This window comes from Actinomadura sp. KC345 (assembly GCF_004348515.1).
GTDB lineage: Bacteria > Actinomycetota > Actinomycetes > Streptosporangiales > Streptosporangiaceae > Spirillospora.
Genome location: NZ_SMKH01000102.1, coordinates 1 through 24,729, shown reverse-complemented (window position 1 = coordinate 24,729; position 24,729 = coordinate 1). Strand labels below are relative to the sequence as shown.

Sequence of the window (24,729 nt, the reverse complement as noted above, 5' to 3'; positions counted from 1 at the left end):
GGGGCGGGTTCGGCGACGGCGGCGGCGGCGCCGGCCGTGGCGGCCGGCGGCACCCCGTCTTTCGGAGCCTTCATTCAGAATTCTCCTGCTTGTCCTACTTGTAGGCCTCGGCCGCCTCGGCCTCCAGCTTCTCCTGGGTGCCCTCGACGTCGGACGGGTTCTGCACGAAGCCGCGCAGCGCCTCCCACATGCCGTCGCCGGGGGTCGCCCCGAACGCGGCGGGCGTGAGGTCGGACATGTCGTAGCGGGCGGCCTCGCCGGCCTGCTGGAGCTGGCCGATCAGCTGCTTGGCGATCGGGTCGGAGTAGGCGTCCGGCGGGACGTTCTTGTTCGGCGTCAGGTAGCCGCCGAGCCCGGCCCAGACCTTGCCGGCCTCGGGCGAGGCGAGGTACTTCATCAGCTCCTGCGCGCCCTTGCCGTCCTTCAGCGCGACCGCGACGTCGCCGCCGAGGATCGCCGGGGCGGTGCCGCCGGCCTTGGGGAAGGCGAACACCTTGGCGTCGGTCCCGACCTTGGCCTCGGTGGTGGCGATGTTGGCGGCGGCGAAGTCGCCGCCGTAGACCATGGCGGCCCTCTCCTGGCCGAACACCTGCGTGACCGACTCGTCGAACTTGGTCTTGGTCGCGGTCGCGACGCCGCCGTTGAGGAGGTCGGGCTCGCCCCAGATCTGCGCGAGCGTCTCCAGCGCCTTGCCGACCGTCGGGTCGGTCCACTTGATCTCGTGCTCGGCCAGCTTGTCGTAGTTCTCCGGCCCGGCCGTCGACAGGTAGACGTTCTCGAACCAGTCGGTCAGCGTCCAGGAGTCGTCCGGCCCGGCGGCCAGCGTGAACGGCGTGGTGCCCGCGTTCTGCAGGGTGGTCGACGCCTTGACCAGGTCGGCCCACGTCGCGGGCGGCTGGACGCCGGCGTCGGAGAACGCCTGCGGCCTGTACCACAGGATCGACTTGTAGGCGGCCTTGACCATCACGCCGTAGGTCTGGTCGCCGGAGGAACCCAGTTCCTTCCAGTACGGCGCGAAGTTCTTGTCGACCTCCGCCACCACGTCCGCCCCGAGGGGCTTGAGCTGCTTCTTGCCCGCGTACTGCCGCATCAGGCCCGGCTGCGGCAGGATCGCCACGTCCGGGGGGTTGCCGGCCGAGATGCGCGGGCCGAGGAACGCGTCGGTGTTCTCGCCGGTGGAGGCGTAGTTGACCGTCGCGCCGGTCTTCTTCGCGAACGCGTCCAGGACCTTGCGGAAGTTCTGCTCCTCGGGGCCGGTCCACTTGGCCGCGACCTCGATCGTGGTGCCCTTCAGCGCCCCGCCGCCGGCGGGCGCGGACCCGTCGCCGCCGTCGTCGCCGCCGCACGCGGCCGCCGAGGACAGGAGGACCGCCGCGGCGGCGGCCCCCATCACACGCCTGGTAACCCTCATCCTTCATCCTCCCTGGGCGGACCGGCGTCGTCTGCTGCCCAGATCGACGCGCCGGACTCGATATCGAAGAAGTGCAGGCGGCCGGTGTCGACGCGGATCGTCACCGGGTCGCCGACCTTCACGCGGGTGCGCGGGCTGAACCGCGCGACCAGGTCGGTGCGGGGGCTCTCCAGGTGCCCCAGCACGTCGGTCCCCGCGTCGCGGGCGAGCTCCCTGGTGTCCTCGGTGACGACCTGGGCGGCCTCGACCGTGAAATGGACGAGCACGTCCGAGCCCATCGCCTCGACCAGATCGGCGGTGGAGGTCAGCGTGGCGCCCTCGGGGGCCTCCACGAGCTCGGAGTCCTCCATGTCCTCGGGGCGGATGCCGACGGCGACGTCCTGCCCGAGGCGGGACGCCAGCGCCGGGCGCTCGGTCAGCACCGCGGCCGGAAGCGTCAGGGTCGTGTCGCCGATCTCCAGGCGCGGGTTCTCCGCGTCCCCCGACAGCGTGCCCCTCAGCAGGTTCATGGCCGGTGAGCCGATGAACCCGGCGACGAACAGGTTCGCGGGCCTGTCGTAGAGCTCCTGGGGCGGCGCGACCTGCTGGAGCTCGCCCTTCTTCATCACCGCGACGCGGTCGCCGAGCGTCATCGCCTCGGTCTGGTCGTGGGTGACGTAGACGGTGGTGACCGCGAGGTCGCGCTGGATCCGCGCGATCTCGGCGCGCATCTGGACGCGGAGCTTGGCGTCGAGGTTGGACAGCGGCTCGTCCATCAGGAACGCCTGCGGCTCGCGGACGATCGCGCGGCCCATCGCGACCCGCTGCCGCTGCCCGCCCGACAGGTTGCGGGGCTTGCGCGACAGGTGCTCGGTGAGGCCGAGGGTCTGCGCGGCGCGGTCGACCCGCTCCCGGATCTCGGCCTTCGGCAGCTTGCGCAGCGACAGCCCGAACCCGATGTTGTCGCGCACCGACAGGTGCGGGTAGAGGGCGTAGCTCTGGAACACCATCGCCACGTCGCGGTCCCGGGCGGGCACCCGGTTGACGACCCGGCCGCCGATCGTGACCTCGCCCTCGGTGATGTCCTCCAGGCCGGCGACCATCCGCAGCGCGGTCGTCTTGCCGCAGCCCGACGGGCCCACCAGGACGAGGAACTCCCCGTCCTCGATGTGGAGGTTCAGGTCGGTCACGGCCCGCGTGCCGTCGGGATAGACCTTCCCGACGCTGGTCAGGTCGACCTCTGCCACGGCGTCTCCTCTTCGTTGCGGCACGAACTCGTCCGGCCCCGCAGGAAGGGCCCGAGTGAGCGGAAGATCCAGGACTTACCCCCGCGTAACTACGAAGGGGTACATGGCCGACGTGCCGCGCCGCAATACGCACAGTGCCCGCTGACACATTTGGTGCAGAGATTGTTACCGACCCGTATTTTCCGCGGATTCCCGCCGTCCGAAACCACGCGGGGGCGCGGACGGAAACCCGTCCGCGCCCCCGTTCGGGTGCCCGCTCCAGAAGGGGTCAGCCCACGATCACCAGGCCGCGCTCGGTGACGTTCATCGGCTCGTGGCCGTCCTCGGTGCACACCACGATGTCCTCGATGCGCGCACCGTGCGGGCCGGGGTAGATGCCCGGCTCGATCGAGAACGCCATGCCGGGCTCCAGCGCCTCGCGGTTGCCCGCGACGATGTAGGGGTCCTCGTGCGACTCCAGCCCGATGCCGTGCCCGGTGCGGTGGAAGAAGTGCTCGGCGTGGCCGGCCGCCGCGATGATGTCGCGCCCGGCGGCGTCCACCGCCTCGGGGGTCGCCCCGGGGCGGACCGCGGCGCGGGACGCCCGCTGCGCCTCCTCCAGCACCTCGTAGTACTTCCGGTAGTCGGCGGGCGGCTCGCCCACGCAGTAGTTGCGGGTCGAGTCCGAGCAGTAGCCGCTCGGCATCGTCCCGCCGATGTCGACGACGACCGGCTCGCCGGCGCGGATGACCCGGTCCGACGGCTCCGCGTGCGGGTTCGCGCCGTTCGGCCCGGACCCGACGATGACGAAGTCGACGCGGGAGTGCCCCTCGGCGATGATCGCGTCGGCGATGTCGCGGGCGACCTCACGCTCGGTGCGGCCCTCCCTGACGAACCCGGGCACGCGGCGGTGCACGCGGTCGATCGCCGCGCCCGCCTCCCGCAGCGCGGCGACCTCGGCGGCGCTCTTGCGCATCCGCAGCCCCCGGAGCACTCCCCCGGCCGCGACCTGCTCGGCGCCCGGCATCGCGGTCCGGAACCGCAGCGCCATCACCGCCCACATCCGGTCGGCCAGGCCGACCGTCGCCACGCCGCGGGGCAGCCGCCCGGCGACCAGCGCGTACGGGTCGGCGGTCTCGTCCCACGGCACCAGCTCGACGCCGAGCGACCCGGCCGGCGACTCCCGCGCCGCGGGCAGCTCCAGCCGCGGGACGACCAGGAACGCCTCGCCGTCCGCCGGGACGACCAGGCAGGTGAGCCGCTCCAGCTCCTTGGCGTCGTACCCGGTGACGTACCGCAGGTCCGGGCCGGGCGTCAGCAGCACCGCGCCGAGGCCCGCCGCCGCCGCCGCGTCCCGCGCCAGACCGAGCCGCTCGGGCGGATACAACTCCGTCGTCACACCCGTCTCCATATCTCCGATCCTCTCCAGTGGCCGGTACCAGGATCCCAGAGGCGCGTCCCGCCGCGGCCGCCGCCGCCCGCGTGGGAGCATGTGGCGCATGAGCGGGCTGATGCTGCTGGACACGCCGTCGTTGTACTTCCGCGCCTTCTTCGGGGTCCCCGAGTCGGTGACCGCGCCCGACGGGACGCCGGTGAACGCGGTGCGCGGACTCATCGACATGATCGCGCGGCTCGTCCAGGACCGGTCGCCGGACCGGCTCGTCTGCTGCATGGACGCCGACTGGCGGCCCGAGTTCCGGGTGGCGGCGCTGCCGTCCTACAAGGCGCACCGGGTCGCCGAGGGCGGCGGCGACCAGACGCCCGGCGCGCTGGAGGCGCAGCTGCCCGTCATCGACGCCGTGCTCGACGCGGTCGGGCTGGCGCGCACGGGCGTCCCCGGCTACGAGGCCGACGACGTCATCGGGACCCTGGCGGTGCGCGGCGCGGCGGAAGGCCCGGTCGACATCGTGACCGGGGACCGCGACCTGTTCCAGCTCGTCGACGACCGCGCCCCCGTCGCCGTCCTGTACACGGCGCGCGGCATCCGGAACCTCCAGGTGATGGGCGAGAAGGAGATCGCGGCCAAGTACGGCATCCCGGGCCGCGGCTACGGCGACTACGCGACGCTGCGCGGCGACCCCAGCGACGGGCTCCCCGGCGTCCCGGGCGTCGGCGACAAGACCGCCGCCGCGCTGGTCACCCGGTTCGGGTCGGTCGAGGGGATCCTCGCCGCCCTCGACTCCGGCACCGACGAGGGGTTCCCGGCGGGCGCGCGGCGCCGGATGGAGGCCGCGCGCGACTACCTGGCCGCCGCCGAGACCGTCGTCCGGGTGGTCACCGACATCGACGCGCCCGAGCTCGCGGCGCTGGACGACCGGCTGCCCTCCGGGGCGCGCGACCCCGAGGCCCTCATCGCGCTGGCCGACCGCTGGAACCTCGGCAGCCCCGTCAACCGCCTGCTCAACGCCCTCGCCCGGTGACCCCGGCCGGCGCGCCGGCCGCCGCTGCAATTTTCGCCATAAGTGTCAGATGACGCAGACACGGCGTTCTCACGCGTGCAGCATTCATACCCAGTGAGGGGTTCTCATTGGGACATGCAATCAGTGCACACCGTCCAGTCGGTGCACACCGTCAACTCGGTGCACACCGTCGCGGGAGCGGGCGATGACCGCCGCTCGCGCGGCGGCCGCATGAGCGACCGGTACCCGCGGCACTGGGCCTCACCGCCCCACTCCCCCCAACTGCCGCGGGTACCGGTTCACCCGACCCCTCGAACCGGAGACGCACACCCGTGAGCGAGCACCTGCTGACACGGAGGACGGCGGCGCGCGGCGGCCCGGCCGGGGCCGGCGGCGCGTTCTGGAACGCGCTCGACGACGCGGAGCGCGCGGCGCTCCGGCAGGTCGCGCGGCCGCGGCGGTACCAGCCGCGGGCGCCGCTGTGCTACCAGGGCGACGATTCCGACCACCTCATCATCATCGAGTCCGGCTGGGCCAAGGTGACCTCCTCCAGCGAGGACGGCCACGAGGTGGTGCTGGCCGTCCGGGGGCCGGGCGAGCTGGTCTGCGAGAGCGCCGTGCTCGGCGGGCGGGAGCGCTCGGCGACCGTGGCGGCGCTCGGCGCGGTCCGGGCGCTGGTCGTGCCCGCCCCCCGGTTCACCGGCTTCCTGGACGCCCATCCCGGCGTGTGGATGCTGGTCAGCGGCACGTTCGTGCGCCGCCTCGACGACGCCGGCCGCAGGCTGCAGGCGCACGCGTCCGCGCAGGGCGCGCAGCGGCTGGCGATCCTGCTGGCCGACCTGGCGGAACGGTCGGCGCGGCTCGCCCCCGCGGACCCGTCCGGCGCCGTCGTGATCGGCCCGCCGCTGTCCCAGGAGGAGCTCGGCAGCTGGATGGACTCCTCCCGGGAGACCGTCGCGCGGGCGCTCGGGACCCTGCGCGGCGCGGGCCTGGTGCGCACCGGCCGCCGGAAGATCACCATCGTGGACCCGGCGGGCCTGCGGGCCTTCGCCCGGGGGCGCCTGTGAGCGGACGGCCGGGCGCCTTTACGTTGTAGATTTTTAGTGAGGCGACGCCACACCGGCCGCCGCTACCGGGGGGCGGATCAGCGGCGGGTGCGGGTGCGGCCTCGGGTGCGCGGGCGCCAGTTCGTGTTCGTCCCGACGCCGGCGAAGTGCAGCGAGATCAGCAGCAGGCCGAGCACGGTCAGCGTCCCGTTGTTGATGGCGTCCGAGGAGAGGTCGGCCAGGTCGAAGAGCAGCGCGAGTGCGAAGACGGCCGCGGCGGCGATCGCGAGCATGGGGGGCCTCCGGTCGTATCGGGGGCTTCGGTCGCCCCAGGGCCCCTTCGATGTCCGCTCAGCCCCCACGCAAACCGCGAAGGCTCTCCGGCGGGCCGAAACCCCGGCATCCGGATGCCCGGACCGGATCAGGCGGTGCTGGGGCGGATGCTCTCGCCGAGTTCGGCCGTGACGTCGGCGTTGAGCCGGTAGGCGGTCTTGACCTCGCCGATGACGCGCTCCTGCTCGGCGGCGTCCCACGGGGCGGCGTCCAGGAGGGCGCGGTACCGGTCCTTGTACGCCTTGGGCTTGCCGGGGAAGCGGTAGAAGCGGACGCCGTCGTCGCCCGCGGACAGGTCCAGGGTCTTGCGGACCTGCAAGCCGATGTACTGGCCGCCGGACAGGTCGCCCATGTAGCGCGTGTAGTGGTGGGCGACGAAGCCGCCCGGCCAGGTGGCGCACACCTCGCGCAGCCGGTCGCAGTAGCGCGCCGTGGACGCGTTCGGCTCGATCCTGGCGCGCCAGCGGGGCCCGTAGAAGAAGGCCAGGTCGGCCTCCAGGGCGTCGAGACGGCGCAGGCCGGGAAGGTCGAACGGGCCCGCGGCGGGGTCGGAGGCCATCCGGTCGGCGGCCTCCTCCAGCAGTTCGTAGACGGGGTGGAGCTGCGCCACGAGGACCGCGTACTCGTCGCGGCCGAGGCGGCCCTCGACGAGCGCGCTCATGTAGGCGGACGTCTCGTTGTCGCCGTGGTCGCTCCACGTTGCGCTCCTCAGCCGTGCCGAGAAGGCCTCGTCGGTACGGGCACTGTCCATCCGGCCCCTCCTTCGCTCCGGGAATTAGGCTAGCCTTACCTAACTCATCCGGGAAGGTGTTGCGGTCGAGTTTCCCGACGTGACGTCGGTTACTTTACCGACGGAGCGTCGGGAACGTCCAGTCACCCGCTGGGCGCCGCGCTCAGTGCGCCGCCGCGCGTGCGGCCTCCGTCATCCGGACGACCTCGTGGCGGACCTGGACGCGTTCGGTGAGGCGTTCACTGAACGGGATCCGCGCGGGATGCTCGGCGCCGCCGTCGGTGACGGCGAAGTCGATGCCGTCGGCGTCCATGCCGGTCATCCGCGCCGCGGTGGCGCCGGGGCGGCCGGCCAGCGCCCGGCAGATCGTCAGGCAGTCGGCCGCGTGGTCGTCGTTCATGTGCCGCATGATCTGGTGCACGACGTCGTCGGTGAAGGGGCCCGTGTCGGTCATCGGGAAACATCCTTTCCTTCAGGGCTGGGCTGAACCGGGGGCCGGACGGACAGGCCCTTGTAGACGCGGAGGGCGTTGCCGCCGAGGACGAGCGAGACGGTCTCCTCGTCCAGGCCGAGCGCGGCGATGGCGCGGGCGTTGCGCGCGACGCCGGGCACGCCCGGCCAGTCCGTGCCGAAGATGAACCTGCGGGCGAGGCGCCGCAGGTCATGGCGCCCGTAGTACTCGGGCAGGCGGCGCGGTGGCAGCCCGGACAGCTCGATCCACACGTTGTCGCGGGACAGGGCGAGGAAGGCGGCGGCGTCGTACCACCAGCCGCGGCCGCCGTGCGCGAGCACGAACGTCAGGCCGGGGAACAGCCGCAGCACGTCGTCGACCGGCGCCGGGTCGGCGTGGCGGTTGGCCGAGCCGGGGAACGAGCTGGTCCCGCAGTGGACGACGACGGGGACGCCCGCGTCGCGGCACACCTCGTAGGCGGGGTACAGGTCCGGGTCGGCCACGCCGAACCCGCCGTGCACGGGATGCAGTTTCAGCGCGGCGGCGCCGAATCCGAGCTGCCGTTCGACCTCGGCGCCGATCGGGTAGTGCAGGTGCGGGTTGACGTTGGCGATGGGCCTGAAGCGGCGCGGGTTGTGCTTCAGCAGGGGCGCCAGGTCCTCGATGGGCTGCATGCCGGTCGTCTTGGGGCTGTACTCGCAGAGCAGGAGGGCGATGTCGACGCCCTCGCGCTCGAAGTAGGCGTCGACCCTCTCGGGGACGAGGGTGCCGTCGGCGTCGTAGAGGTCCTGCCAGGGGTGGGCGGAGCCGAACTCCTCGGCCCACTGGCGCCACGCCGGGGGCAGGGTCGGGAGCCGGGCGGCGTGCACGTGCGCGTCGATGAGCGGACGTCCGTCGAGCATGAACGCCTCCCGCGTCAGGGCCGGATCGGGGTGTGGACCGCCATGCGGCGGAGCCTACCCGCCGCGGTTCAGGCCACGTCGGCGGCCTCCTGCCCGTCCAGCGCGGACTCCTGCTCGTCCAGCCACGCGACGATGCCCTCCACCGCGTCGCGGCAGCCTCCGCAGCCGGTCGTCGCCCTGGTCTCGCGGGCGACGTCGGCGGCGGTGCGGGCGCCCGCCTGCCAGCAGGCGCGGATCCGGCCCTTGCTGACGTCGTTGCACTGGCAGACGGTCGCGGCGTCCGGCATGCGCAGCGGCGACGGCGCCTCGGCGGCGGCGCCGAGGCCGGGGAACAGCAGCCCGAGCCGCTCGGCGGGCAGCGGCGCGGCGCGGTCGTAGAGCTGGGTGAGCGTCCCGGCGGCGGAGGTCTCGCCGATCAGGATCGCGCCGATGAGCCTCCCGTCCCGGATGACCGCCTTCTTGTAGGTGCCGCGGGCCGCGTCGGTGAACCGGACGACCTCCACGCCGTCGTCGTCGTCGCCGAAGTGCGTCTCGCCCATCGAGGCCAGCTCGATCCCGGCGGCCTTGAGGCGGGTGATCTGCCGGGCGCCAGTGAACCGCGCCGCGGGGTCGGTGCCGGCCAGCAGCCCCGCGAGGACGCCCGCCTGCTCCCACGCGGGCGCGACCAGGCCGTACACCTCGTCGCGGTGCTCGGAGCACTCGCCGATGGCGCGGACGGACGGGTCGGTGACCGAGCGCAGCTCGTCGTCGACGAGCACGCCGCGGCCGACGGCGAGGCCCGCGCCGCGGGCGAGGGACACCTCGGGCCGGACGCCGCACGACAGGACGACGAGATCGGCGTCGACGGCCTCGGTCCCGCCGCCGGACAGGGCCAGCTCGACGCCGGTGACCGTCCCGCCGGCGGTCCGCAGGGCCGCGACGTCGGCCTGCAGCCGGGTGCCGATGCCGAGGGCCGCCAGGGTCCGGGCCAGGACCCGCCCGGCGGCCGGGTCGAGCTGGCGTTCCATGAGGTGCCCGGCCAGGTGCAGGACGGTCACGTCCAGGCCGCGGCCCGCCAGCCCGCGGGCGGCCTCGATGCCGAGGAGCCCGCCGCCGACGACGACGGCGCGGCGCGCCGACTCGGCCAGCTCGGAGATGCGGCGGCAGTCGTCCAGGGTGCGGAACACCAGCGCGCCCGCGGGCAGCCCGTCCTCCAGGCCGGGCATGGGCGGGATGAACGCGGTGCTGCCGGTGGCGAGGACGAGCGTCCCATACGGGGTGACGGTCCCGTCCGCGGCGTGGACGGTCTTCGCCGCCCGGTCGACGCGGGTCACCTCCACGCCGAGGCGCGCGTCGACGCCGTGCGAGGCGTACCAGGGGGCGTCGACCAGGCTGATGTGGTCGGGGCGCGTCATGCCGGCCAGGACGTTCGACAGCAGGACCCGGTTGTAGGGGCGCTGCGGCTCCGCGCCGAACACCGTCACGGGCGTGTCGCGGTCACGGGAGCACAGCTCTCCCACGAACCGCGACCCCGCCATGCCGTTCCCGACGACGACGATCCCCGCCTCGCCCGCCTTCCGCGCGGTCCTCACCGCTTCACCTCCAGGGGCAGGGGCTTGATCTGGTCGCGCTCGACCTCGAACCCGATGCTCGGGTCGGGGGTCCCGGGGGCGTTGACGAACGAGACGAACCGGCGGAGCCGGTCGGGGTCGTCGAGGGTGTCGCGCCATTCGTCGGAGTAGGCGGCGACGTGGCGCTCCATGGCGGCGTCGAGGTCGGCGCAGATGCCGAGCCGGTCGTCGACGATGACCTCGCGGAGGTAGTCCAGGCCGCCGTCGAGGGACTCCAGCCAGGTCGCGGTGCGCTGCAGCCGGTCGGCGGTGCGGATGTAGAACATCAGGAACCGGTCGATGCAGGTGATGAGCTCCTCGTCGGTGAGGTCGGTGGCGAACAGGTCGGCGTGGCGCGGCCGCATGCCGCCGTTCCCGGCGAGGTAGAGGTTCCAGCCGTTCTCGGTGGCGATGACGCCGAAGTCCTTGCTCTGCGCCTCGGCGCACTCGCGGGCGCATCCGGACACGGCCGACTTCAGCTTGTGCGGGGCGCGCAGCCCCCGGTACCGCAGTTCGAGGCGGATCGCCATGGCGGCCGAGTCCTGCACGCCGTAGCGGCACCAGGTGGACCCGACGCACGACTTCACCGTCCGCAGCGCCTTGCCGTAGGCGTGCCCGGACTCGAACCCGGCGTCGACGAGCCGCCGCCAGATCTCGGGGAGCTGCTCGACGCGGGCGCCGAACATGTCGATCCGCTGCCCGCCGGTGATCTTGGTGTAGAGGCCGAAGTCGCGGGCGACCTCGCCGATCACGATGAGCCTCTCCGGGGTGATCTCCCCGCCGGGGACGCGCGGCACCACCGAGTACGTGCCGTTCTTCTGCAGGTTGGCGAGGAAGTGGTCGTTGGTGTCCTGCAGCGCCGCCTGCTCGCCCTCCAGGATGTGGCCGTTGCCGAGGCTCGCCAGGATGGACGCGACGGCGGGCCTGCAGATGTCGCAGCCGCGGCCCGTCCCGTGCTCCTGGACGAGCTGGGTGAAGCTGGTGACGCGCCCGGCGCGGACGATGTCGAACAGCTCGGCGCGGCTGTGCGCGAAGTGCTCGCAGATGGCGGTGCCGACCTCGATCCCGGCGGCGGTCAGCTCGGCGTCCAGGAGCCTCTTGACCAGGGGGACGCAGCTTCCGCAGCTCGTGCCGGCCCTGGTGCAGTCCTTCACGCCCGCGACGTCGGTGAGGGAGTGGTCGGAGATCGCGCCGCGGATGCCCTCGGCGGTGACGTTGTTGCAGGAGCAGATGACGGTCGCGCCGGGCAGGTCGCCGCCGGCGGTCTCGGTCCCGCCGAACAGCATCTGCTCGGGCGTGCCCGGCAGGCCGCCGCCGACGCAGGCGCGTAGCGTCCCGTACGACTCGGCGTCGCCGACGAGGACGCCGCCGAGGAGGGTCTGCGCGTCGTCGCTGACGACGAGCCGCTTGTAGACGCCGGCGACGGGGTCGGTGTAGGTGACGCCGAGGGCCCCCTCCGCGCCCGCGAACGGGTCGCCGAAGCTGGCGACGTCCACGCCCATGAGCTTCAGCTTGGTCGACAGGTCGGCGCCCTCGAACACGGCCGTGCTCGCCTCCGACAGGAGCCGGTCCGCGACGACCTCGGCCATGGAGAAGCACGGACCGACCAGCCCGTACACGGTCCCGCCGACGAGGGCGCACTCGCCGATCGCCCAGACGGCGGGGTCCTCGGTGCGGCACGAGGCGTCCACGACGATCCCGCCGCGCTCCCCGACCGGCAGGCCGCAGGCGCGGGCCAGTTCGTCGCGCGGGCGGATGCCGGCGGAGAACACCACGACCTCGGCGCCGACGGCCGTCCCGTCGGCGAGCGCGATCCGCCGGACCGCGCCGTCCTCCCCCGCCTCCAGGGCGCGCACGGCGACGCCCGCGCGGACGGCCATGCCGAGGCCCTCGATGTGGCGGCGCAGCATCGCGCCGCCGCCCTCGTCGAGCTGGCGCGGCATCAGCCACGGCGCCACCTCGACGACGCCGCTGCGCAGGCCGAGGCCCTGGATCGCGCGGGCGGCCTCCAGGCCGAGCAGGCCGCCCCCGACGACCGCGCCGGTCGTCCTCCCCCGCGCGTACTCGCGGATCGCGTCCAGGTCGCCGATGGTGCGGTAGGTGAACACGCCCGGCAGGCCGGCGCCCTCGACCGGCGGGACGAACGGCGCCGATCCGGTGGCCAGGACGAGCGCGTCGTAGGCGGCGACGCGCCCGGCGGAGGTGGTGACCGTCCGGGCGGCGCGGTCGATCGCGGTGACGCGCTCGCCGGTGACGACCGTGACCTCGCCGCCGTGCGCGGGGAGGGCCAGGCCGGCGCCCTCCAGGTAGGTCGTCAGCGCGACGCGGTCGTAGGCCGCGCGCGGCTCCTCGCCGATGACGGTGATCGTCCACGTCCCCGCGGTGTCGCGCTCGCGCAGCGCCTCCACCAGGCGGTGCGAGGCCGGGCCGTGGCCGGCCACGACCAGCCGCCTGTCCGGTTTCCTGTCGGCTCCCATGAGCCCCGATCCTCGGCGGCCCGTATTTCCCGTAGGGATCCCGGACGTCACCCGCACGTTAACTGCGCCTCACGGCCGCCACGCCCGGGAGCGGGCCGCGGCTTTGTGAGTTCGTGAGCGGTACGCGTTCCATTCGTGAGGCCGGCGCGGGAGGATCACAAGATTGACATATCTCACAAAATCGGGTGTCCGACGGCAGGCCGGGAGGCTGGCAGTGCGAAGGATCATCGGCATTTCCCTGATCGGCCTCGGCACGTTCCTGGTGGCGGCGGGCGTCTTCGTGCGCTTCTACGTCGCCCCCGCGCTCGTCGGCGCGCCCACGGACGTCTACCAGGTGACGCGGCTGCAGGCGGACGGCGCCTCCTATCTGGACGCCTCGTCGCTCACGGTCCGCACCGGCGCCGCGGTGTCGGTGACCAGCACCGTCCGCGGAGACGTGGAGGCCTCCGGCGACGACGTCGCCGTCTACGACAGCGGCACGATCGTCCAGGACGCGGCGCGCGGCACCCGGATCGAGATCCAGAACGCCCGGTACGCGTTCGACCGCAGGACCGGGGAGCTGCGCGACTGCTGCGGCGCCGCGGTGCAGGGCGACACGAACGTCCGCATGGACGGGATCGGGCTCTTCTGGCCGGTGGAGGCGCGCACGGACGACCTGGAGGTGTTCGACACCGGGACCCGGCGCGCCTGGCCGGTCGTCTTCGACGGGGAGGAGCGCGTCGACGGGCTGCTGACCTACCGCTTCGTCCAGCGCGTCCCGGCGACGCAGGTCGCCGGCGACGTGCCCGCGCTGCCCGCCGCGCTGTTCGGGCGCCCCGGGGGCGGCCCCGCCGTGGAGGCGAGCCGCTACTACCAGGCGGACATCACGTACTGGATCGACCCGAGGACCGGCGCCCCGGTCGACCAGCGGCGCCACGTGGTGACGACGCTGCGGCCCAAGGAGGGGCCGGGCAGCCTCGTCGTCGCCGACCTGGACCTGCGGATGACGCAGGACAGCAGGGAGGAGCTGCGCGCCAAGTCCGACGACGGCGCCGGCAAGATCCGGCTGCTGGAGGCCGTCCTCCCCCTCGCCGCCGTCGGGCTCGGCCTGCCGGCGGTCGTCGCCGGGCTGATCCTGACGTTCGGGGAGGGACGGCGCCCCGCACGGCGCGGTTCCCGGCGCGCCCGCGCCGCGGCGGGCCGTTGACCGGCGGGGGGCGGGACGCCGCGGACGCGCACTCGGCGCGGTCGTGCAGGATGGAGGGGTGACGCAGGTTGCAGAAGGCCGCCGGGCCGGCGGCGGGGAGGCCGCGCGGCTGCGGATGCTGGCCGGCCTCGTCTCGGACGGCGAGGTCGTCGTCCTGAGCGGCGCGGGCCTGTCGACCGAGTCGGGCATCCCGGACTACCGCGGGGAGACGGGCCGCCGGCGGCGGGCCGACCCGATGACCTACCAGGAGTTCACCGGGTCCGCCGCGGCGCGCCGCCGCTACTGGGCCCGCAGCCATCTGGGCTGGCGGCACGTCGCCGCGGCCCGCCCGAACGCCGGGCACGGCGCGGTCGCCGCGCTGCAGGCGCGGGGGCTGGTCGCCGGGATCATCACCCAGAACGTCGACGGGCTCCAGCAGGCGGCCGGCGCCGCCGGCGTGATCGAGCTGCACGGCGCGCTCGACCGGGTGCTGTGCCTGTCGTGCGGCCGGCGGACACCGCGGGCGCGGCTGGACGAGCGGCTGCGGGCCGCCAACCCGGGCTGGGACGACCGGGCCGCGGACCCGCGGATCAACCCCGACGGCGACGCCGTCCTCGGCGACGCGGAGACCGGGACGTTTCGGGTGGCGGACTGCGAGCGGTGCGGCGGCGTCCTCAAACCCGATGTGATCTTCTTCGGGGAGAACGTGCCGCCGGGCCGCGTCCGGGGCTGCTACGCGCTGACCGAGCGCGCGGGCGCGCTGCTGGTGCTCGGGTCGTCGCTGACGGTGCTGTCGGGGTACCGGTTCGTCCGGCACGCGGCCCGGCACGGCGTCCCCGTCGCCATCGTCAACCAGGGCGCCACCCGGGGCGACGAGCACGCGCTGATCACGATGGACGCGCCGCTCGGCGCGACGCTGGAGGCGCTGCTGGCCGAACTCGGCCCGCGGGAACGGTGACGCGCGGGGCCGGCGGCGCGGTCAGCCGCCGCCGCGGAGCACGGACGTCGCGGCGGGCGCCGGGGACGGCCGTCCCGGGCGCCCGGGCTGGGGCGCGCCGGTGACCGCCGGCGGGTCGGGCAGGGTGTCGACGGTGACGAAGCCGGTCGACTCCAGCAGCTTCAGCTGCCCGTTGACGAAGGCCTGGACCCGCTGGGCGTACCGGCGCATCACGGTGTTGCGGGTGCTGGCGCGGACCGCGGCGGTCCGCGCGTACAGCTGCCCCTGCGCCGTCCGCATCCGCGCGACGGCGGTCTTGTCGTAGTCGGTGCCGGACTTGCCGGTGATCTCCGACATCCAGCTCTGCTGCTCGGCGGTCGGCTCGTCCGGCAGCGGGACGTTCAGCCGGGCCGCCGTCGCGCGGTTCACCTCGTCGAACCGGATGTGCCGGGTCGCGATCTGGCCGAGGTTCTTGCGGACGGCCTCCTGGGATCCGCGGCGAGCGGCGGCCCGGCCCACCTGGATCTCCCACAGCGCCGCCTGCCTGAGCTGCACGAGCAGGAGGCGGTCGGCGTCGGCGAGCAGCCCCTCACCGGCGGCGGGGGCCTGGCCGCCGCTCCCCGGCGCTCCGCCGCCCCCGCTGATAACCGGCGCAGGCGGCACCGCGCCTCCGTCGGTCGACTGGCGGCCCATCGGCTCGCAGCCGCCGGCCAGCAGCGCCGCGGCCAGCCCGCACGCCGCCACGGTGGCCGGGCGGGGTCCTCGCATGCGCCGCCGTCCTTTCGGTCGGAGAGGGACGTCACCTGGGCGGTACGCACGCGGCGGCGCCGCGGTTCACCCGCCCGCCCCGGCCGGTTGCTCCGCGAGCACCTCGGCGAGGTGGCGGGGCCGGGCACCGGGCGCGAACGCGGGTCCGGCACGCCGTCCCCGGCGCCTCCGCCGCCGGGCATCCCGCGCATCATCTCCCTCAGGGTCCGTGCGCACCCGCGGGTGGAGTGCTCCTCGTCCCTCGACCGCGCGCCCGGGACGCCCCCGCACCGGCCTCCGTCAGGCCGGTGCGGGGACGTCCCCGGCGGCGCCGGTCATGCGTCGCGGCGCTTGAGGAGGAACGCGGCGAGCGCGAGGAGGGCGGCCGTCCAGAGGGCGAAGACGCCGAAGCCCTGCCAGGGCGACAGCAGGTCGTTCTCGCCCTGCTGGGTGCTGGTGATCAGGTAGCCCGCCTCCGAGGGCAGGTAGCCGTAGACGTAGTCGCCGATCTTGCCGGGCAGCAGCATCGCCAGCGGCCCCACCACCAGGACCAGCCCGATCACGCCGGTGATGGCGCCGGCGGTGTGCCGCACGATCGCGCCGATCGCCAGGGAGAACAGGCCCAGCATCGCCAGGTAGAGGCCGCCGCCGATGACGGCGCGCAGGACGCCGTCGTCGCCGAGGGCCACCTCGACCTTGTCGCCGAGGATCGCCGAGCCGAGGAAGTACGACGTGAACGACACCACGAGCCCGGCGACCAGGGTGATCACGCTGAACACCAGGGCCTTGGCCCACAGCATCGGCAGCCGCCGCGGCACCGCCAGCAGGCTGGCGCGGATCATGCCGGTGGAGTACTCGGAGGAGATCACCATGACGCCGAGCACGCAGACGACCAGCTGTCCGAAGAACCCGCTGCCGAGGATGAAGCTCACCGGATCGGCGGTGATCGCCGCCCGGTCCCCCTCGGGGGTGTCGTTCCACGTCGCGGAGATGAGCCCCACGAGCAGGCCGGTGAACCCGAGGCTGAGGCCGACCAGCAGGATCAGCGACCACAGGGTGGAGCGGACCGTGCGGATCTTGGTCCATTCGGCGACGAGGAGCCGCCCGAACCCGGGCCGCTGGTACGCGGCGGGGTCCCCGGCGGGCCGCGCGGCGGTTCCGGTGGTGGCGGCGCTCATCGGGCCTCCTCCGTCCCGGCCGGGCCGGCCGCGGGGCCGGCCGCGGGCGGGGCCGCACCGGGCACGGGCGGCGCGGACGCGTCGTACTCGACGCTCTCACGGGTCAGTTCCATGAACGCGTCCTCCAGGGACCCGCGCGTGGGGGTCAGTTCGTGCAGGACGATGCCCTGCGCGGCGGCGAGTTCCCCGACGCGGGGCGCCTCCATGTGGGTGACGCTGAGCAGCGCGTCGCCGTCGGGGCTGACCTTGGCGCCCTCGGCGGTCAGGACGTCGCCGAGCCGCGCGGCGTCGGGGCTGCGGACGATCACCGTCTGCTCGGTGCTGCGCTCGACGAACTCCTCGGTGGAGCAGTCGGCGATGAGCTTGCCGCGCCCGATGACGATGAGGTGCTCGGCGGTGACGGCCATCTCGTTCATGAGGTGGCTGGAGACGAACACGGTCCGCCCCTCGGCCGCGAGCCGCTGCATGAGGGTGCGGATCCAGACGATGCCCTCCGGGTCGAGGCCGTTGACGGGCTCGTCGAGGATCAGCACCGACGGGTCGCCGAGGAGCGCGGCGGCGATGCCGAGCCGCTGCCCCATGCCGAGGGAGAAGCCGCCGGCGCGCTTGCGGGCCACGCCGGAGAGGCCGACGAGGTCGATGACCTCGTCGACGCGCTTCTTGCCGACGCCCTGGGTCTGGGCGAGGAACAGCAGGTGGTTGTAGGCGCTGCGGCCGGTGTGGACGGCCTTGGCCTCCAGCAGGGAACCGACGGTGCGCAGCGGCGCGGGCAGGTCCTGGTAGTGGACGCCGTGGATGCGCGCGTCACCGCCGCTCGGCCGGTCGAGGCCGAGCAGCAGCCGCATGGTCGTCGACTTCCCGGCACCGTTCGGGCCGAGGAACCCGGTCACCCGTCCTGGTGCGACCGTGAAGGACAGATCGTCCACGGCGGTTTTTTCGCCATAGCGTTTAGTGAGGTTCTCCGCCTCGATCATGCACACACATCCTGGTATCTCACTGAGAACATCGTGACCGGGAACACGTTAGCGCCCAGAGAGCCGGGAATGGTTCCTTCCTGCGGTGGAGGCGTCTACGACCTGCGCAGGGGGAGACGGTCCTCGCCGATGGGTATTCGCGCGCCGGCGGGGCGAACCACGGGCCCCCGCGATCACTTATTGACGATCTGCCAATAAGTGGGCGAGGATGACCGGGCAGTCCGACCGCCCGGGAGGTCCCGTGCCCGCCACCCCGCAGATCCCCGCGCCCGAGCGCCTCGCCGAGCGGCTCGCCGACCGCGACGTGCTGCGCTCCCTCGCCGCCGAGCCGCTCATCGGCCTCGGCGCCGGCCGCGCCCTGCTGATGCAGCTCGCGCACCCGCGGGTGGCGCGCGGCGTCGCCGAGCACAGCGACTTCGCCGACCGGCCGCTGGCCCGGCTGTTCGGGACACTGGACTTCCTGCTGATCGTCACGTTCGGGACGCCCGAGGAGGTCGGGCGGATCGCCGCCAAGGTCCGCGGCATCCACACCGCGGTCCGCGGCGACGGCTACAGCGGCAACGACCCGGACCTGCAGATGTGGGTGAACGCGACCCTCATCGACACGGCCCTGCACATCTACGAGCACGTCATGCGGCCCGGCGACGGCGAGCCCGGCCTGGCCGCGGAGTACTATCGCCAGTCGCGCGTCGTGGCCGAGGTGCTCGGCTGCCCGCTGGAGTCGCAGCCCGCCGACCTGGCCGAGTTCCGCGCCTACATGGCCGAGACGCTCGCCGCGCTGGAGGTCACCGACGCCGCACGCGAGGTCGCCGCCGCCGTCCTGTGGCCCCGCAAGCTGCGCGTCCTGGCGCCGGGGCTGGCGGTTTTCCGCCTGCTCACGGCGGCGCTGCTGCCCGAGCCGCTGCGCGCGGAGTTCGGGCTGCCGTGGACGCCCGGCCGCCGCCGCGCGTCGGCCCTGCTGCTGCGCACGGCCACCGGCCTGCACCATCTGACGCCCCGGGTGCTGCGGCGCCCGCCGCAGCCGATCCTGGTCAAGCTGGCGAGCCACCGCGTCGACCGCACGCTGTCGGCGCGCCGCTCCCGCCGCCGGGCCCGCGGCTGACCCCGTGCCCCCGGAAGGCCCGGTCTGCCCGCCCTACGCCGCCCGCCGGTCACCCCACCGACGAGTACGCCACCACCCCGCGCCGCATGGCGTCCATCGCGCGGCGGGCGGTCTTGCGGATGTGGCTGTTCGGCGGGGCCGCGTCGGCGACCTGGCCGAGCAGGTCCAGGAGCTGCTTGACGGCCCGGACGAAGTCGCCCGCGGTCATGTCGCTCTCGAGCAGGACCTCGTCGAGGTCGTCGCCCTTCGCCCACCGGTACGCCGTCCACGCGAACCCCAGGTCGGGCTCGCGCAGGAACGAGACGCGGTTGTCGCGCTCGACGGCCTCCAGCTGCCCCCACAGCCGCACCATCGCCGCCAGGGCGTCCTGCGCGGGCCCGTTCGGCGTGCGGGGCGGCGTCGCGTCGTCGGGCTGCCGCGACTCGTACACCAGCGCCGACACGCACGCGGCCAGCTCGGCGTGCCCGAGCTTCTCCCACAGGCCCTCGCGCAGGCTCTCCGCGGTGAGCAGGTCGAGCTCGTTGTAGATGCGGCCCAGGCGGCGCCCCTCCTCGGTGACCGAGTCGCCGTCGAGGTACCCGAGCTGCTGCAGGACGGCGCAGACGCGGTCGAACGTCCGCGCGATGACCTGGGAGCGGCCCTCGACGCGGCGCCGCAGCTGCTCGGTCTCGCGGTCAAGGCGGTGGTACCGCTCGGCCCACCGGGCGTGCTCCTCCCTCTTGTCGCAGGCGTGCACCGGGTGGCGGCGCAGGTCGGCGCGCAGCCGGGTGACCTCGGCGTCGTCGGGCGCGGCGGAGTCGGCCCGGGACCGCTTGCGCTCCCGCACGTCCTCGGGGACCTTGGCGCGCAGCGTGGACGCCAGGTCGCGGCGGTCCTGCGGGTTGCGGGGGCTGAACGACTTGGGGATGCGGACGCGGTCGACGGGTTCGACGGCACGGGGGAAGTCCTGGATCGACAGCCGCTGCACCGACCGGCTCACCGTCAGCACCAGCGGCGCGGGCCCGTCGGAGCGGCGGCCGACGCCGGGGTCCAGCACGACGGCGAGGCCGGAGCGCCGCCCCGACGGGACGATGATGACGTCGCCGGGCCGCAGGTGCTCCAGGGACCGGGCGGCCTCGGCGCGGCGGGCGCCGGAACGCTCCCGCGACAGCTCGGCCTCGCGGTCCGACAGGCGGCGGCGCATCGCCGCGTATTCCATGAAGTCGCCGAGGTGGCATTCCGCCGCCTTCGCGTACCCGGCGAGGGCCTCCTCGTTCTTGTGCACCTGCCGGGCCAGGCCCACCACGGCGCGGTCGGCCTGGAACTGCGCGAACGACTCCTCCAGCAGCGTGCGGGCCCGTTCGATGCCGACGGCGCCGACGAGGTTGACGGCCATGTTGTACGACGGCCGGAAGCTGGAGTTCAGCGGGTAGGTGCGGGTGCCGGCCAGGCCCGCGACCGACGCCGGCTCCACGTTCGGGCCCCACACCACGACGGCGTGGCCCTCCACGTCGATGCCGCGCCGCCCGGCACGCCCGGTGAGCTGCGTGTACTCACCGGGGGTCAGGTCGACGTGCGCCTCGCCGTTCCACTTGTCGAGCTTCTCGATCACCACGGTGCGGGCGGGCATGTTGATGCCGAGCGCGAGCGTCTCCGTCGCGAACACCGCCTTGATCATCCCGCGGGTGAACAGCTCCTCGACGATCTCCTTGAACGTCGGCAGCATCCCGGCGTGGTGCGCGGCGACGCCGCGCTCCAGGGCCGCGAGGAAGTCGCCGTACCCGAGGATCCGCAGGTCCTCGGGCGAGATGTCGGCGGTGCGCAGCCCGGCGTGGGCGCGGATCTCCTCCGCCTCCTCCTTGGAGGTGAGGCGGATCCCCGCGTGCAGGCACTGCAGGACGGCGGCGTCGCAGCCGGCGCGGCTGAAGATGAACGTGATCGCCGGCAGCAGCCCGGCGCGTTCCAGCCGCTCGATCACGTCGGGCCGCGGCGGCGGGCGGAACCGCTGCGGGCGCGCGGCGCGGCGCCGTCCGGTGCGGCGCCCCTGGTTGACCTTGGCGCGGCGGACCTCCTCCACCGCCATGCGGGTCAGCTGCGGGTTCAGCCGCGCCTGCCGGTCCTTCTCCTTGCCCGTGTCCACGAACAGGTCGTACAGGCGGGTGCCGACCAGCATGTGCTGGAACAGCGGGACGGGACGGTGCTCGTCCACGATGACGGCCGTGTCTCCGCGCACCTCCTGGAGCCATTCGCCGAACTCCTCGGCGTTGCTGACGGTCGCCGACAGCGCCACGATCCGCACCGAGTCCGGGACGTGGATGATCACCTCTTCCCAGACGGCGCCGCGGAACCGGTCGGCGAGGTAGTGCACCTCATCCATCACCACGAACGCCAGCCCGGCGAGGGTCTGCGACCCCGCGTACAGCATGTTCCGCAGGACCTCGGTCGTCATCACCACGACCGGGGCCTCGCCGTTGACGCTGTTGTCGCCGGTGAGCAGCCCCACCTTCTCGGGGCCGTAGCGGCGGACGAGGTCGGCGTACTTCTGGTTCGACAGCGCCTTGATCGGCGTGGTGTAGAAGCACTTGGCGCCGCCGCTGAGCGCCAGGTGGACGGCGAACTCCCCCACCACCGTCTTGCCCGACCCGGTGGGCGCGGCGACCAGGACGCCGCTGCCGTCCTCCAGCGCCTTGCACGCCTCGATCTGGAACGCGTCCAGCTCGAAGTCGTACAGGGTGCGGAAGTCCAGCAGCGCCGGGCCGCTTCCCGCGGTGCGCCTGCGGTAGTCGGCGTACCGCTGGGCCGGGCTCTGCCCGGCCGCGGTCGTGTCGGGGGAGGTCATACCTTCGAGCCTACGGTTTCGACGGGCCCGATTCCCAATCGGTCACGCCCGCCACGCCGGAGGCGCGCACCGGCCGGGGCGGGCCGGCGGCGGGTCAGCCGGTGCGGCCGCCCTTCTCCAGCTCCGCGTCGATCGCCTCCAGGTCCAGCGGGGACGCCTCGTCGTCCGTCAGCTCCGCGTACGGGTCGTGCCGGGAGCGGCGGCGGTCGTTGAGGAACGCGAGCAGCGCCGCGACCTCGAACAGCAGCACGGTCGGCAGCGCGAGCGCGAGCATCGTGAACGGGTCGGCGCTCGGGGTCGCGACCGCCGCGAACACGAAGATGCCGAAGAGGATCATCCGCTGGGACTTGCGGATCCGCTCCGAACTCAGCACCCCGGCCAGGTTCAGGACCACCACGAACAGCGGGAGCTCGAACGTCAGCCCGAACACCAGCAGCATCGTCAGTACGTAGCCGAGGTAGCTGTCGACGGTGATCAGCGGCAGGACGTCGTCGGCGATGAACCCCAGGAAGATCGCCAGGCCCTTGTCGACGGTCACGTACGCCAGGGCGGTGCCGACGAAGAACAGCGGGACCGCCGCGCCCAGGAACACGTACGTCCAGCGCCGCTCACGCCCGTACAGGCCCGGCGCGACGAACGACCACAGCTGGTACAGCCAGACCGGCGCGGACAGGACCGCGCCGATGATGCAGGCGATCTTGAGCTTCAGGAAGAACGAGGAGAAGATCCCGTTGACGAACAGGGAGCATTCGTCCTTGTCCACCACATGGGACTGCGGCAGCGAGCAGTACGGCTGCTTGAGGAAGTCCCACACCGGGTCGAACAGCAGCCAGCCGACGACCGCGCCGACCACGAAGGCGAGGATCGCCTTGACCAGGCGGTTGCGCAGCTCACGGAGATGCTCCACGAGGGGCATGCGGCCATCGGGGGAGGCATTGCGCCTGCCCAGCTTCATCGTCGGCATTCAGGCTCGCTCGGGGGTCGGGAGATCGTCGCGCGGCCGGCGGTCAGCCGCCGTCGCGCATCCGGGCCGGGTCCGACACCGGGACGCCCTGGATCGGCTCACCGGAGCCGATCGCGCCGCGGGAGCGCTGCCCGCCGTCACCGGCCGGCCGGTCCTGGTCCTGCGCCTGCGCGCCGTCCTGCGCCGACTTGCCGGACTTGCCGTCGTCATCGTCGTCGTGCAGGCCCTTGGTCTCGGCCTTCAGGATCCGCGCCGACTTGCCCAGGGACCGCGCGAGCGTCGGAAGCTTCGCCGATCCGAACAGCAGCAGTACGACCGCCAGGATGATCAGAATCTCGGTCGTGCCAAGTCCAGCCATGTCAATCCTTCTCAGCAGGGGTGCTCAGGACGATCGTACGCCGTCTCGCGGCGCTTGTGTGGCCCGGGTTCCCTCCATCCGCGAGACTTCATCGCGCAGCGCCGCGTGTTCCGCCTCCAGCCTCCGCCTGGTCCGCTCCAGTTCACGGCCGAAGCGCCGCACGCCCAGCCACACCTTGAACGCGCACCAGGCGAGCACGGCCAGGCCGGCGAAGCCCAGCGACACCGACACCGCGATCCACGACACGCCCGCCACGCTAACCCATCCGCTCACGCCATGCCGTAGCGGGCCAGCGCCCGCACCGCGTCCTCGCGGATCTCCGACGCCAGCCGCGCGGGCGCCACGACGCGGCCCTGGTCGCCGAGCCGCAGCGCCAGCCCCCGCACCCACCGGGCGTCGGGCGTGCGCAGCACCACCCGCAGCCGCCCCTCCCCCAACTCCTCGACGCTCTCGCACGGGTAGTAGTCGGCGACCCACCGGCCCCGCGGCGTCAGCTCCAGCGTCACCGCCTCGTCGGCCGGAGACGGCCGGAACAGGCCCGCGTCCACGTCGATCGGCTCGGCGTCGTCGGGCACCCGTGCCGGCACGTCCAGCACCGCCAGGTCGGCGATCCGGTCCAGCTTGAACAGCCGCACCGCCTCCGCCCTGCGGCACCACCCCTCCAGGTAGGTGTTGCCCTCCACCACCAGCAGCCGCATCGGGTCGACGTCGCGCTCGGTGTTCTCGTCCCGCGCCGGGACGTAGTACGTCAGGTGCACGCGGCGGCCCCGCGCGATCGCGTCGCGCAGCGCGCCCAGGCCGGTGCGCCCGGGGTCGCCGGACCCGCCGCGCGCGTCCACCTCCACCGCGACCTGCCCCGCCACCGACGCCGCCGCGCCCGCCGCGCCCTCCAGCTTGGCGATCACCCGGCTCAGCGCGTCCCGGTCGTCCAGGTCCGGGATGCCCGCCAGCATCCGCAGCGCCACCAGCAGCGCCGACGCCTCGTCCACCTTCAGCCGCAGCGGCCGCGCGATCGACTCCGCCTCCGCCACCGTGATCTCCCCGCCCTCGTAGGACAGGTCGATCGGGCAGTACGGGTCCGGGGCCCGCAGCTCCACGCACCACAGCATGTTCAGGTCGTCGATCAGCTGCTTCTCGGTCACCCCGAACGCGGCGGCGGCCTCGCCGAGCGCCACCGAGTCGCGGTTCACCACGTACGGGACCAGCGCCAGCAGCCGCGCCAGCCGGTCCGTCGAGGTCGCCGCCGGGCCCTTCGCGGCCGCCTTCGGTGTCGCCTTCGCGGTCACCGCCCATGCACCGCCTCGTCCGCCTCGTCCGCCTCGTCCGTCACGGCCGCTCCCTGCTCTCCGGCCAGCACCGACTTCAGGTGCTGGATCACCGCGTCCCGCAGGTCCGGCGGGTCGAGGACCACCACGTCCGCCGCGAACCGCACCAGGTACGGCGCGAACCGGTCCGCGTCGCGGAACGTCAGCGTCGCCTCGTCCCACTCGCCGTCGGCGGGCCCGTCCCGCGCGGGCCGCACGTCCCTGGCCCACCGCCGCGGGCCCTGCGCCGCGCCCGCCCGCAGCAGCACCGTCGCCGGGCGCGGCTCGCTCACCGGGTCGCCCCAGTCGAACGCGATGCGCCGCACGTCCACCCCCTCCGGGACGGTCACCGACCCGGCGGGACCGTCCGGCGCCACGTCGCCGACGATGCGGCTCAGCCGGAACACCCGCTGCTCCTCGCGGTCCCGGTCGAAACCGACCACGTACCAGCGGCCGCGGCGGCTCACCACGCCCCACGGCTCCAGATGCCGCCGCGCCACCGACGTCCGCCCGATCCCCCGGTAGTCGAACGCCACCGGCCGCCCGTCGCGGACCGCCTCCCACAGCGCCGGGAACGCCGGGTCCTGGGTGCTGACGCGCGGCTCGATCCCGATCGCCGCCGGCGCGTCGGTCTCCACC

General features: G+C 73.8%; 23 protein-coding genes. 5 read left to right on the top strand and 18 right to left on the bottom strand.

Going from position 1 to position 24,729, the window contains the following annotated elements; all coding sequences use genetic code 11:
* Positions 1 to 94: 94 nt before the first annotated feature.
* The 3 genes from E1281_RS18650 to E1281_RS18640 all read right to left on the bottom strand — a co-directional run bounded on the left by E1281_RS18650 (position 95) and on the right by E1281_RS18640 (position 4,015).
* A complete protein-coding gene (locus E1281_RS18650) occupies positions 95 to 1,411 on the bottom strand; it encodes an ABC transporter substrate-binding protein (RefSeq protein WP_207943347.1) in 1,317 nt (438 codons plus the stop codon).
* Positions 1,408 to 2,637, bottom strand: a complete 1,230-nt coding sequence (gene ugpC, locus E1281_RS18645) for a sn-glycerol-3-phosphate ABC transporter ATP-binding protein UgpC (RefSeq protein ID WP_131879885.1) — start codon at positions 2,635 to 2,637, stop codon at positions 1,408 to 1,410. The genes E1281_RS18650 and ugpC overlap by 4 nt, the downstream gene beginning before the upstream one ends.
* Before the next feature lie 268 nt (positions 2,638 to 2,905).
* Positions 2,906 to 4,015 carry a Xaa-Pro peptidase family protein gene (locus E1281_RS18640; RefSeq protein WP_243717099.1) on the bottom strand — a complete coding sequence of 370 codons (1,110 nt, stop codon included), beginning with the start codon at positions 4,013 to 4,015 and terminating at the stop codon, positions 2,906 to 2,908.
* A gap of 100 nt (positions 4,016 to 4,115) precedes the next feature.
* On the opposite strand from E1281_RS18640, the gene E1281_RS18635 reads away from it, so the two are divergent.
* Entirely contained in the window at positions 4,116 to 5,036 is a 921-nt protein-coding gene (locus E1281_RS18635) for a 5'-3' exonuclease (protein ID WP_131879881.1), read from the top strand.
* 311 nt (positions 5,037 to 5,347) lie between these two features.
* Positions 5,348 to 6,082, top strand: a complete 735-nt coding sequence (locus E1281_RS18630; protein WP_243717097.1) for a Crp/Fnr family transcriptional regulator — start codon at positions 5,348 to 5,350, stop codon at positions 6,080 to 6,082.
* Between the two features lie 77 nt (positions 6,083 to 6,159).
* Here the strand turns inward: E1281_RS18630 and E1281_RS18625 are convergent, their stop codons facing one another.
* The 6 genes from E1281_RS18625 to nirB form a co-directional block, all read right to left on the bottom strand.
* Positions 6,160 to 6,354 carry a hypothetical protein gene (locus tag E1281_RS18625; RefSeq protein WP_131879879.1) on the bottom strand — a complete coding sequence of 65 codons (195 nt, stop codon included), beginning with the start codon at positions 6,352 to 6,354 and terminating at the stop codon, positions 6,160 to 6,162.
* Positions 6,355 to 6,482: 128 nt separating this feature from the next.
* On the bottom strand, positions 6,483 to 7,145 hold the full coding sequence (locus E1281_RS18620; protein WP_131879877.1) for a biliverdin-producing heme oxygenase: 663 nt from the start codon (positions 7,143 to 7,145) through the stop codon (positions 6,483 to 6,485).
* 142 nt (positions 7,146 to 7,287) lie between these two features.
* Positions 7,288 to 7,578: a DUF2470 domain-containing protein gene (locus E1281_RS18615; protein WP_131879875.1), complete on the bottom strand. Its 291-nt coding sequence runs from the start codon at positions 7,576 to 7,578 to the stop codon at positions 7,288 to 7,290.
* Complete coding sequence (locus E1281_RS18610; RefSeq protein ID WP_131879873.1) at positions 7,575 to 8,477, bottom strand: amidohydrolase family protein; 903 nt, start codon at positions 8,475 to 8,477, stop codon at positions 7,575 to 7,577. The genes E1281_RS18615 and E1281_RS18610 overlap by 4 nt, the downstream gene beginning before the upstream one ends.
* 68 nt (positions 8,478 to 8,545) lie before the next feature.
* Positions 8,546 to 10,048, bottom strand: a complete 1,503-nt coding sequence (locus tag E1281_RS18605; protein ID WP_243717095.1) for an FAD-dependent oxidoreductase — start codon at positions 10,046 to 10,048, stop codon at positions 8,546 to 8,548.
* A complete protein-coding gene (nirB, locus tag E1281_RS18600; RefSeq protein WP_131879872.1) occupies positions 10,045 to 12,543 on the bottom strand; it encodes a nitrite reductase large subunit NirB in 2,499 nt (832 codons plus the stop codon). The genes E1281_RS18605 and nirB overlap by 4 nt, the downstream gene beginning before the upstream one ends.
* Before the next feature lie 214 nt (positions 12,544 to 12,757).
* Between nirB and E1281_RS18595 the strand changes: the two genes are divergently transcribed.
* Both E1281_RS18595 and E1281_RS18590 read left to right on the top strand, forming a co-directional pair.
* On the top strand, positions 12,758 to 13,729 hold the full coding sequence (locus E1281_RS18595) for a DUF3068 domain-containing protein (RefSeq protein WP_165958995.1): 972 nt from the start codon (positions 12,758 to 12,760) through the stop codon (positions 13,727 to 13,729).
* A 115-nt stretch (positions 13,730 to 13,844) separates the two neighbouring features.
* Positions 13,845 to 14,666, top strand: a complete 822-nt coding sequence (locus E1281_RS18590) for an NAD-dependent protein deacetylase (RefSeq protein WP_131879888.1) — start codon at positions 13,845 to 13,847, stop codon at positions 14,664 to 14,666.
* Positions 14,667 to 14,687: 21 nt separating this feature from the next.
* Here E1281_RS18590 and E1281_RS18585 read toward each other — a convergent pair whose 3' ends face one another.
* The 3 genes from E1281_RS18585 to E1281_RS18575 form a co-directional block, all read right to left on the bottom strand.
* Positions 14,688 to 15,413, bottom strand: a complete 726-nt coding sequence (locus tag E1281_RS18585) for a DUF4142 domain-containing protein (RefSeq protein WP_131879868.1) — start codon at positions 15,411 to 15,413, stop codon at positions 14,688 to 14,690.
* 314 nt (positions 15,414 to 15,727) lie between these two features.
* Positions 15,728 to 16,570: an ABC transporter permease subunit gene (locus E1281_RS18580; protein ID WP_131879866.1), complete on the bottom strand. Its 843-nt coding sequence runs from the start codon at positions 16,568 to 16,570 to the stop codon at positions 15,728 to 15,730.
* Positions 16,567 to 17,544: an ATP-binding cassette domain-containing protein gene (locus E1281_RS18575; protein WP_131879864.1), complete on the bottom strand. Its 978-nt coding sequence runs from the start codon at positions 17,542 to 17,544 to the stop codon at positions 16,567 to 16,569. The genes E1281_RS18580 and E1281_RS18575 overlap by 4 nt, the downstream gene beginning before the upstream one ends.
* 241 nt (positions 17,545 to 17,785) lie before the next feature.
* Between E1281_RS18575 and E1281_RS18570 the strand changes: the two genes are divergently transcribed.
* Positions 17,786 to 18,646, top strand: coding sequence for an oxygenase MpaB family protein (locus E1281_RS18570; RefSeq protein ID WP_243717092.1), 861 nt, complete (start codon positions 17,786 to 17,788; stop codon positions 18,644 to 18,646).
* Between the two features lie 49 nt (positions 18,647 to 18,695).
* Here E1281_RS18570 and E1281_RS18565 read toward each other — a convergent pair whose 3' ends face one another.
* The 6 genes from E1281_RS18565 to E1281_RS18540 all read right to left on the bottom strand — a co-directional run.
* Complete coding sequence (locus E1281_RS18565; protein WP_131879860.1) at positions 18,696 to 21,464, bottom strand: DEAD/DEAH box helicase; 2,769 nt, start codon at positions 21,462 to 21,464, stop codon at positions 18,696 to 18,698.
* 94 nt (positions 21,465 to 21,558) lie between these two features.
* Positions 21,559 to 22,380 (bottom strand): twin-arginine translocase subunit TatC, encoded by an 822-nt coding sequence (gene tatC / locus E1281_RS18560; RefSeq protein WP_131879887.1) that lies wholly within the window; start codon positions 22,378 to 22,380, stop codon positions 21,559 to 21,561.
* Between the two features lie 91 nt (positions 22,381 to 22,471).
* On the bottom strand, positions 22,472 to 22,786 hold the full coding sequence (gene tatA / locus E1281_RS42605; protein WP_131879858.1) for a Sec-independent protein translocase subunit TatA: 315 nt from the start codon (positions 22,784 to 22,786) through the stop codon (positions 22,472 to 22,474).
* Between the two features lie 24 nt (positions 22,787 to 22,810).
* On the bottom strand, positions 22,811 to 23,032 hold the full coding sequence (locus E1281_RS18550; protein WP_131879856.1) for a hypothetical protein: 222 nt from the start codon (positions 23,030 to 23,032) through the stop codon (positions 22,811 to 22,813).
* Between the two features lie 23 nt (positions 23,033 to 23,055).
* Positions 23,056 to 24,072 carry a WYL domain-containing protein gene (locus E1281_RS18545; RefSeq protein ID WP_131879854.1) on the bottom strand — a complete coding sequence of 339 codons (1,017 nt, stop codon included), beginning with the start codon at positions 24,070 to 24,072 and terminating at the stop codon, positions 23,056 to 23,058.
* A partial coding sequence (locus E1281_RS18540; protein ID WP_131879852.1) for a WYL domain-containing protein occupies positions 24,069 to 24,729 on the bottom strand: 661 nt, incomplete at its 5' end. The genes E1281_RS18540 and E1281_RS18545, both read right to left, overlap by 4 nt.

Excerpts from the sequence above, each read along its gene's own strand:
- E1281_RS18650 (WP_207943347.1), bottom strand. The coding sequence starts at position 1,411 with ATGAGGGTTACCAGGCGTGTGATGGGGGCCGCCGCCGCGGCGGTCCTC.
- E1281_RS18635 (WP_131879881.1), top strand. The coding sequence starts at position 4,116 with ATGAGCGGGCTGATGCTGCTGGACACGCCGTCGTTGTACTTCCGCGCC.
- E1281_RS18625 (WP_131879879.1), bottom strand. The coding sequence starts at position 6,354 with ATGCTCGCGATCGCCGCCGCGGCCGTCTTCGCACTCGCGCTGCTCTTC.
- E1281_RS18620 (WP_131879877.1), bottom strand. The coding sequence starts at position 7,145 with ATGGACAGTGCCCGTACCGACGAGGCCTTCTCGGCACGGCTGAGGAGC.
- E1281_RS18615 (WP_131879875.1), bottom strand. The coding sequence starts at position 7,578 with ATGACCGACACGGGCCCCTTCACCGACGACGTCGTGCACCAGATCATG.
- E1281_RS18610 (WP_131879873.1), bottom strand. The coding sequence starts at position 8,477 with ATGCTCGACGGACGTCCGCTCATCGACGCGCACGTGCACGCCGCCCGG.
- nirB (WP_131879872.1), bottom strand. The coding sequence starts at position 12,543 with ATGGGAGCCGACAGGAAACCGGACAGGCGGCTGGTCGTGGCCGGCCAC.
- E1281_RS18590 (WP_131879888.1), top strand. The coding sequence starts at position 13,845 with ATGCTGGCCGGCCTCGTCTCGGACGGCGAGGTCGTCGTCCTGAGCGGC.
- E1281_RS18585 (WP_131879868.1), bottom strand. The coding sequence starts at position 15,413 with ATGCGAGGACCCCGCCCGGCCACCGTGGCGGCGTGCGGGCTGGCCGCG.
- E1281_RS18580 (WP_131879866.1), bottom strand. The coding sequence starts at position 16,570 with ATGAGCGCCGCCACCACCGGAACCGCCGCGCGGCCCGCCGGGGACCCC.
- E1281_RS18575 (WP_131879864.1), bottom strand. The coding sequence starts at position 17,544 with ATGATCGAGGCGGAGAACCTCACTAAACGCTATGGCGAAAAAACCGCC.
- E1281_RS18565 (WP_131879860.1), bottom strand. The coding sequence starts at position 21,464 with ATGACCTCCCCCGACACGACCGCGGCCGGGCAGAGCCCGGCCCAGCGG.
- tatC (WP_131879887.1), bottom strand. The coding sequence starts at position 22,380 with ATGCCCCTCGTGGAGCATCTCCGTGAGCTGCGCAACCGCCTGGTCAAG.
- tatA (WP_131879858.1), bottom strand. The coding sequence starts at position 22,786 with ATGGCTGGACTTGGCACGACCGAGATTCTGATCATCCTGGCGGTCGTA.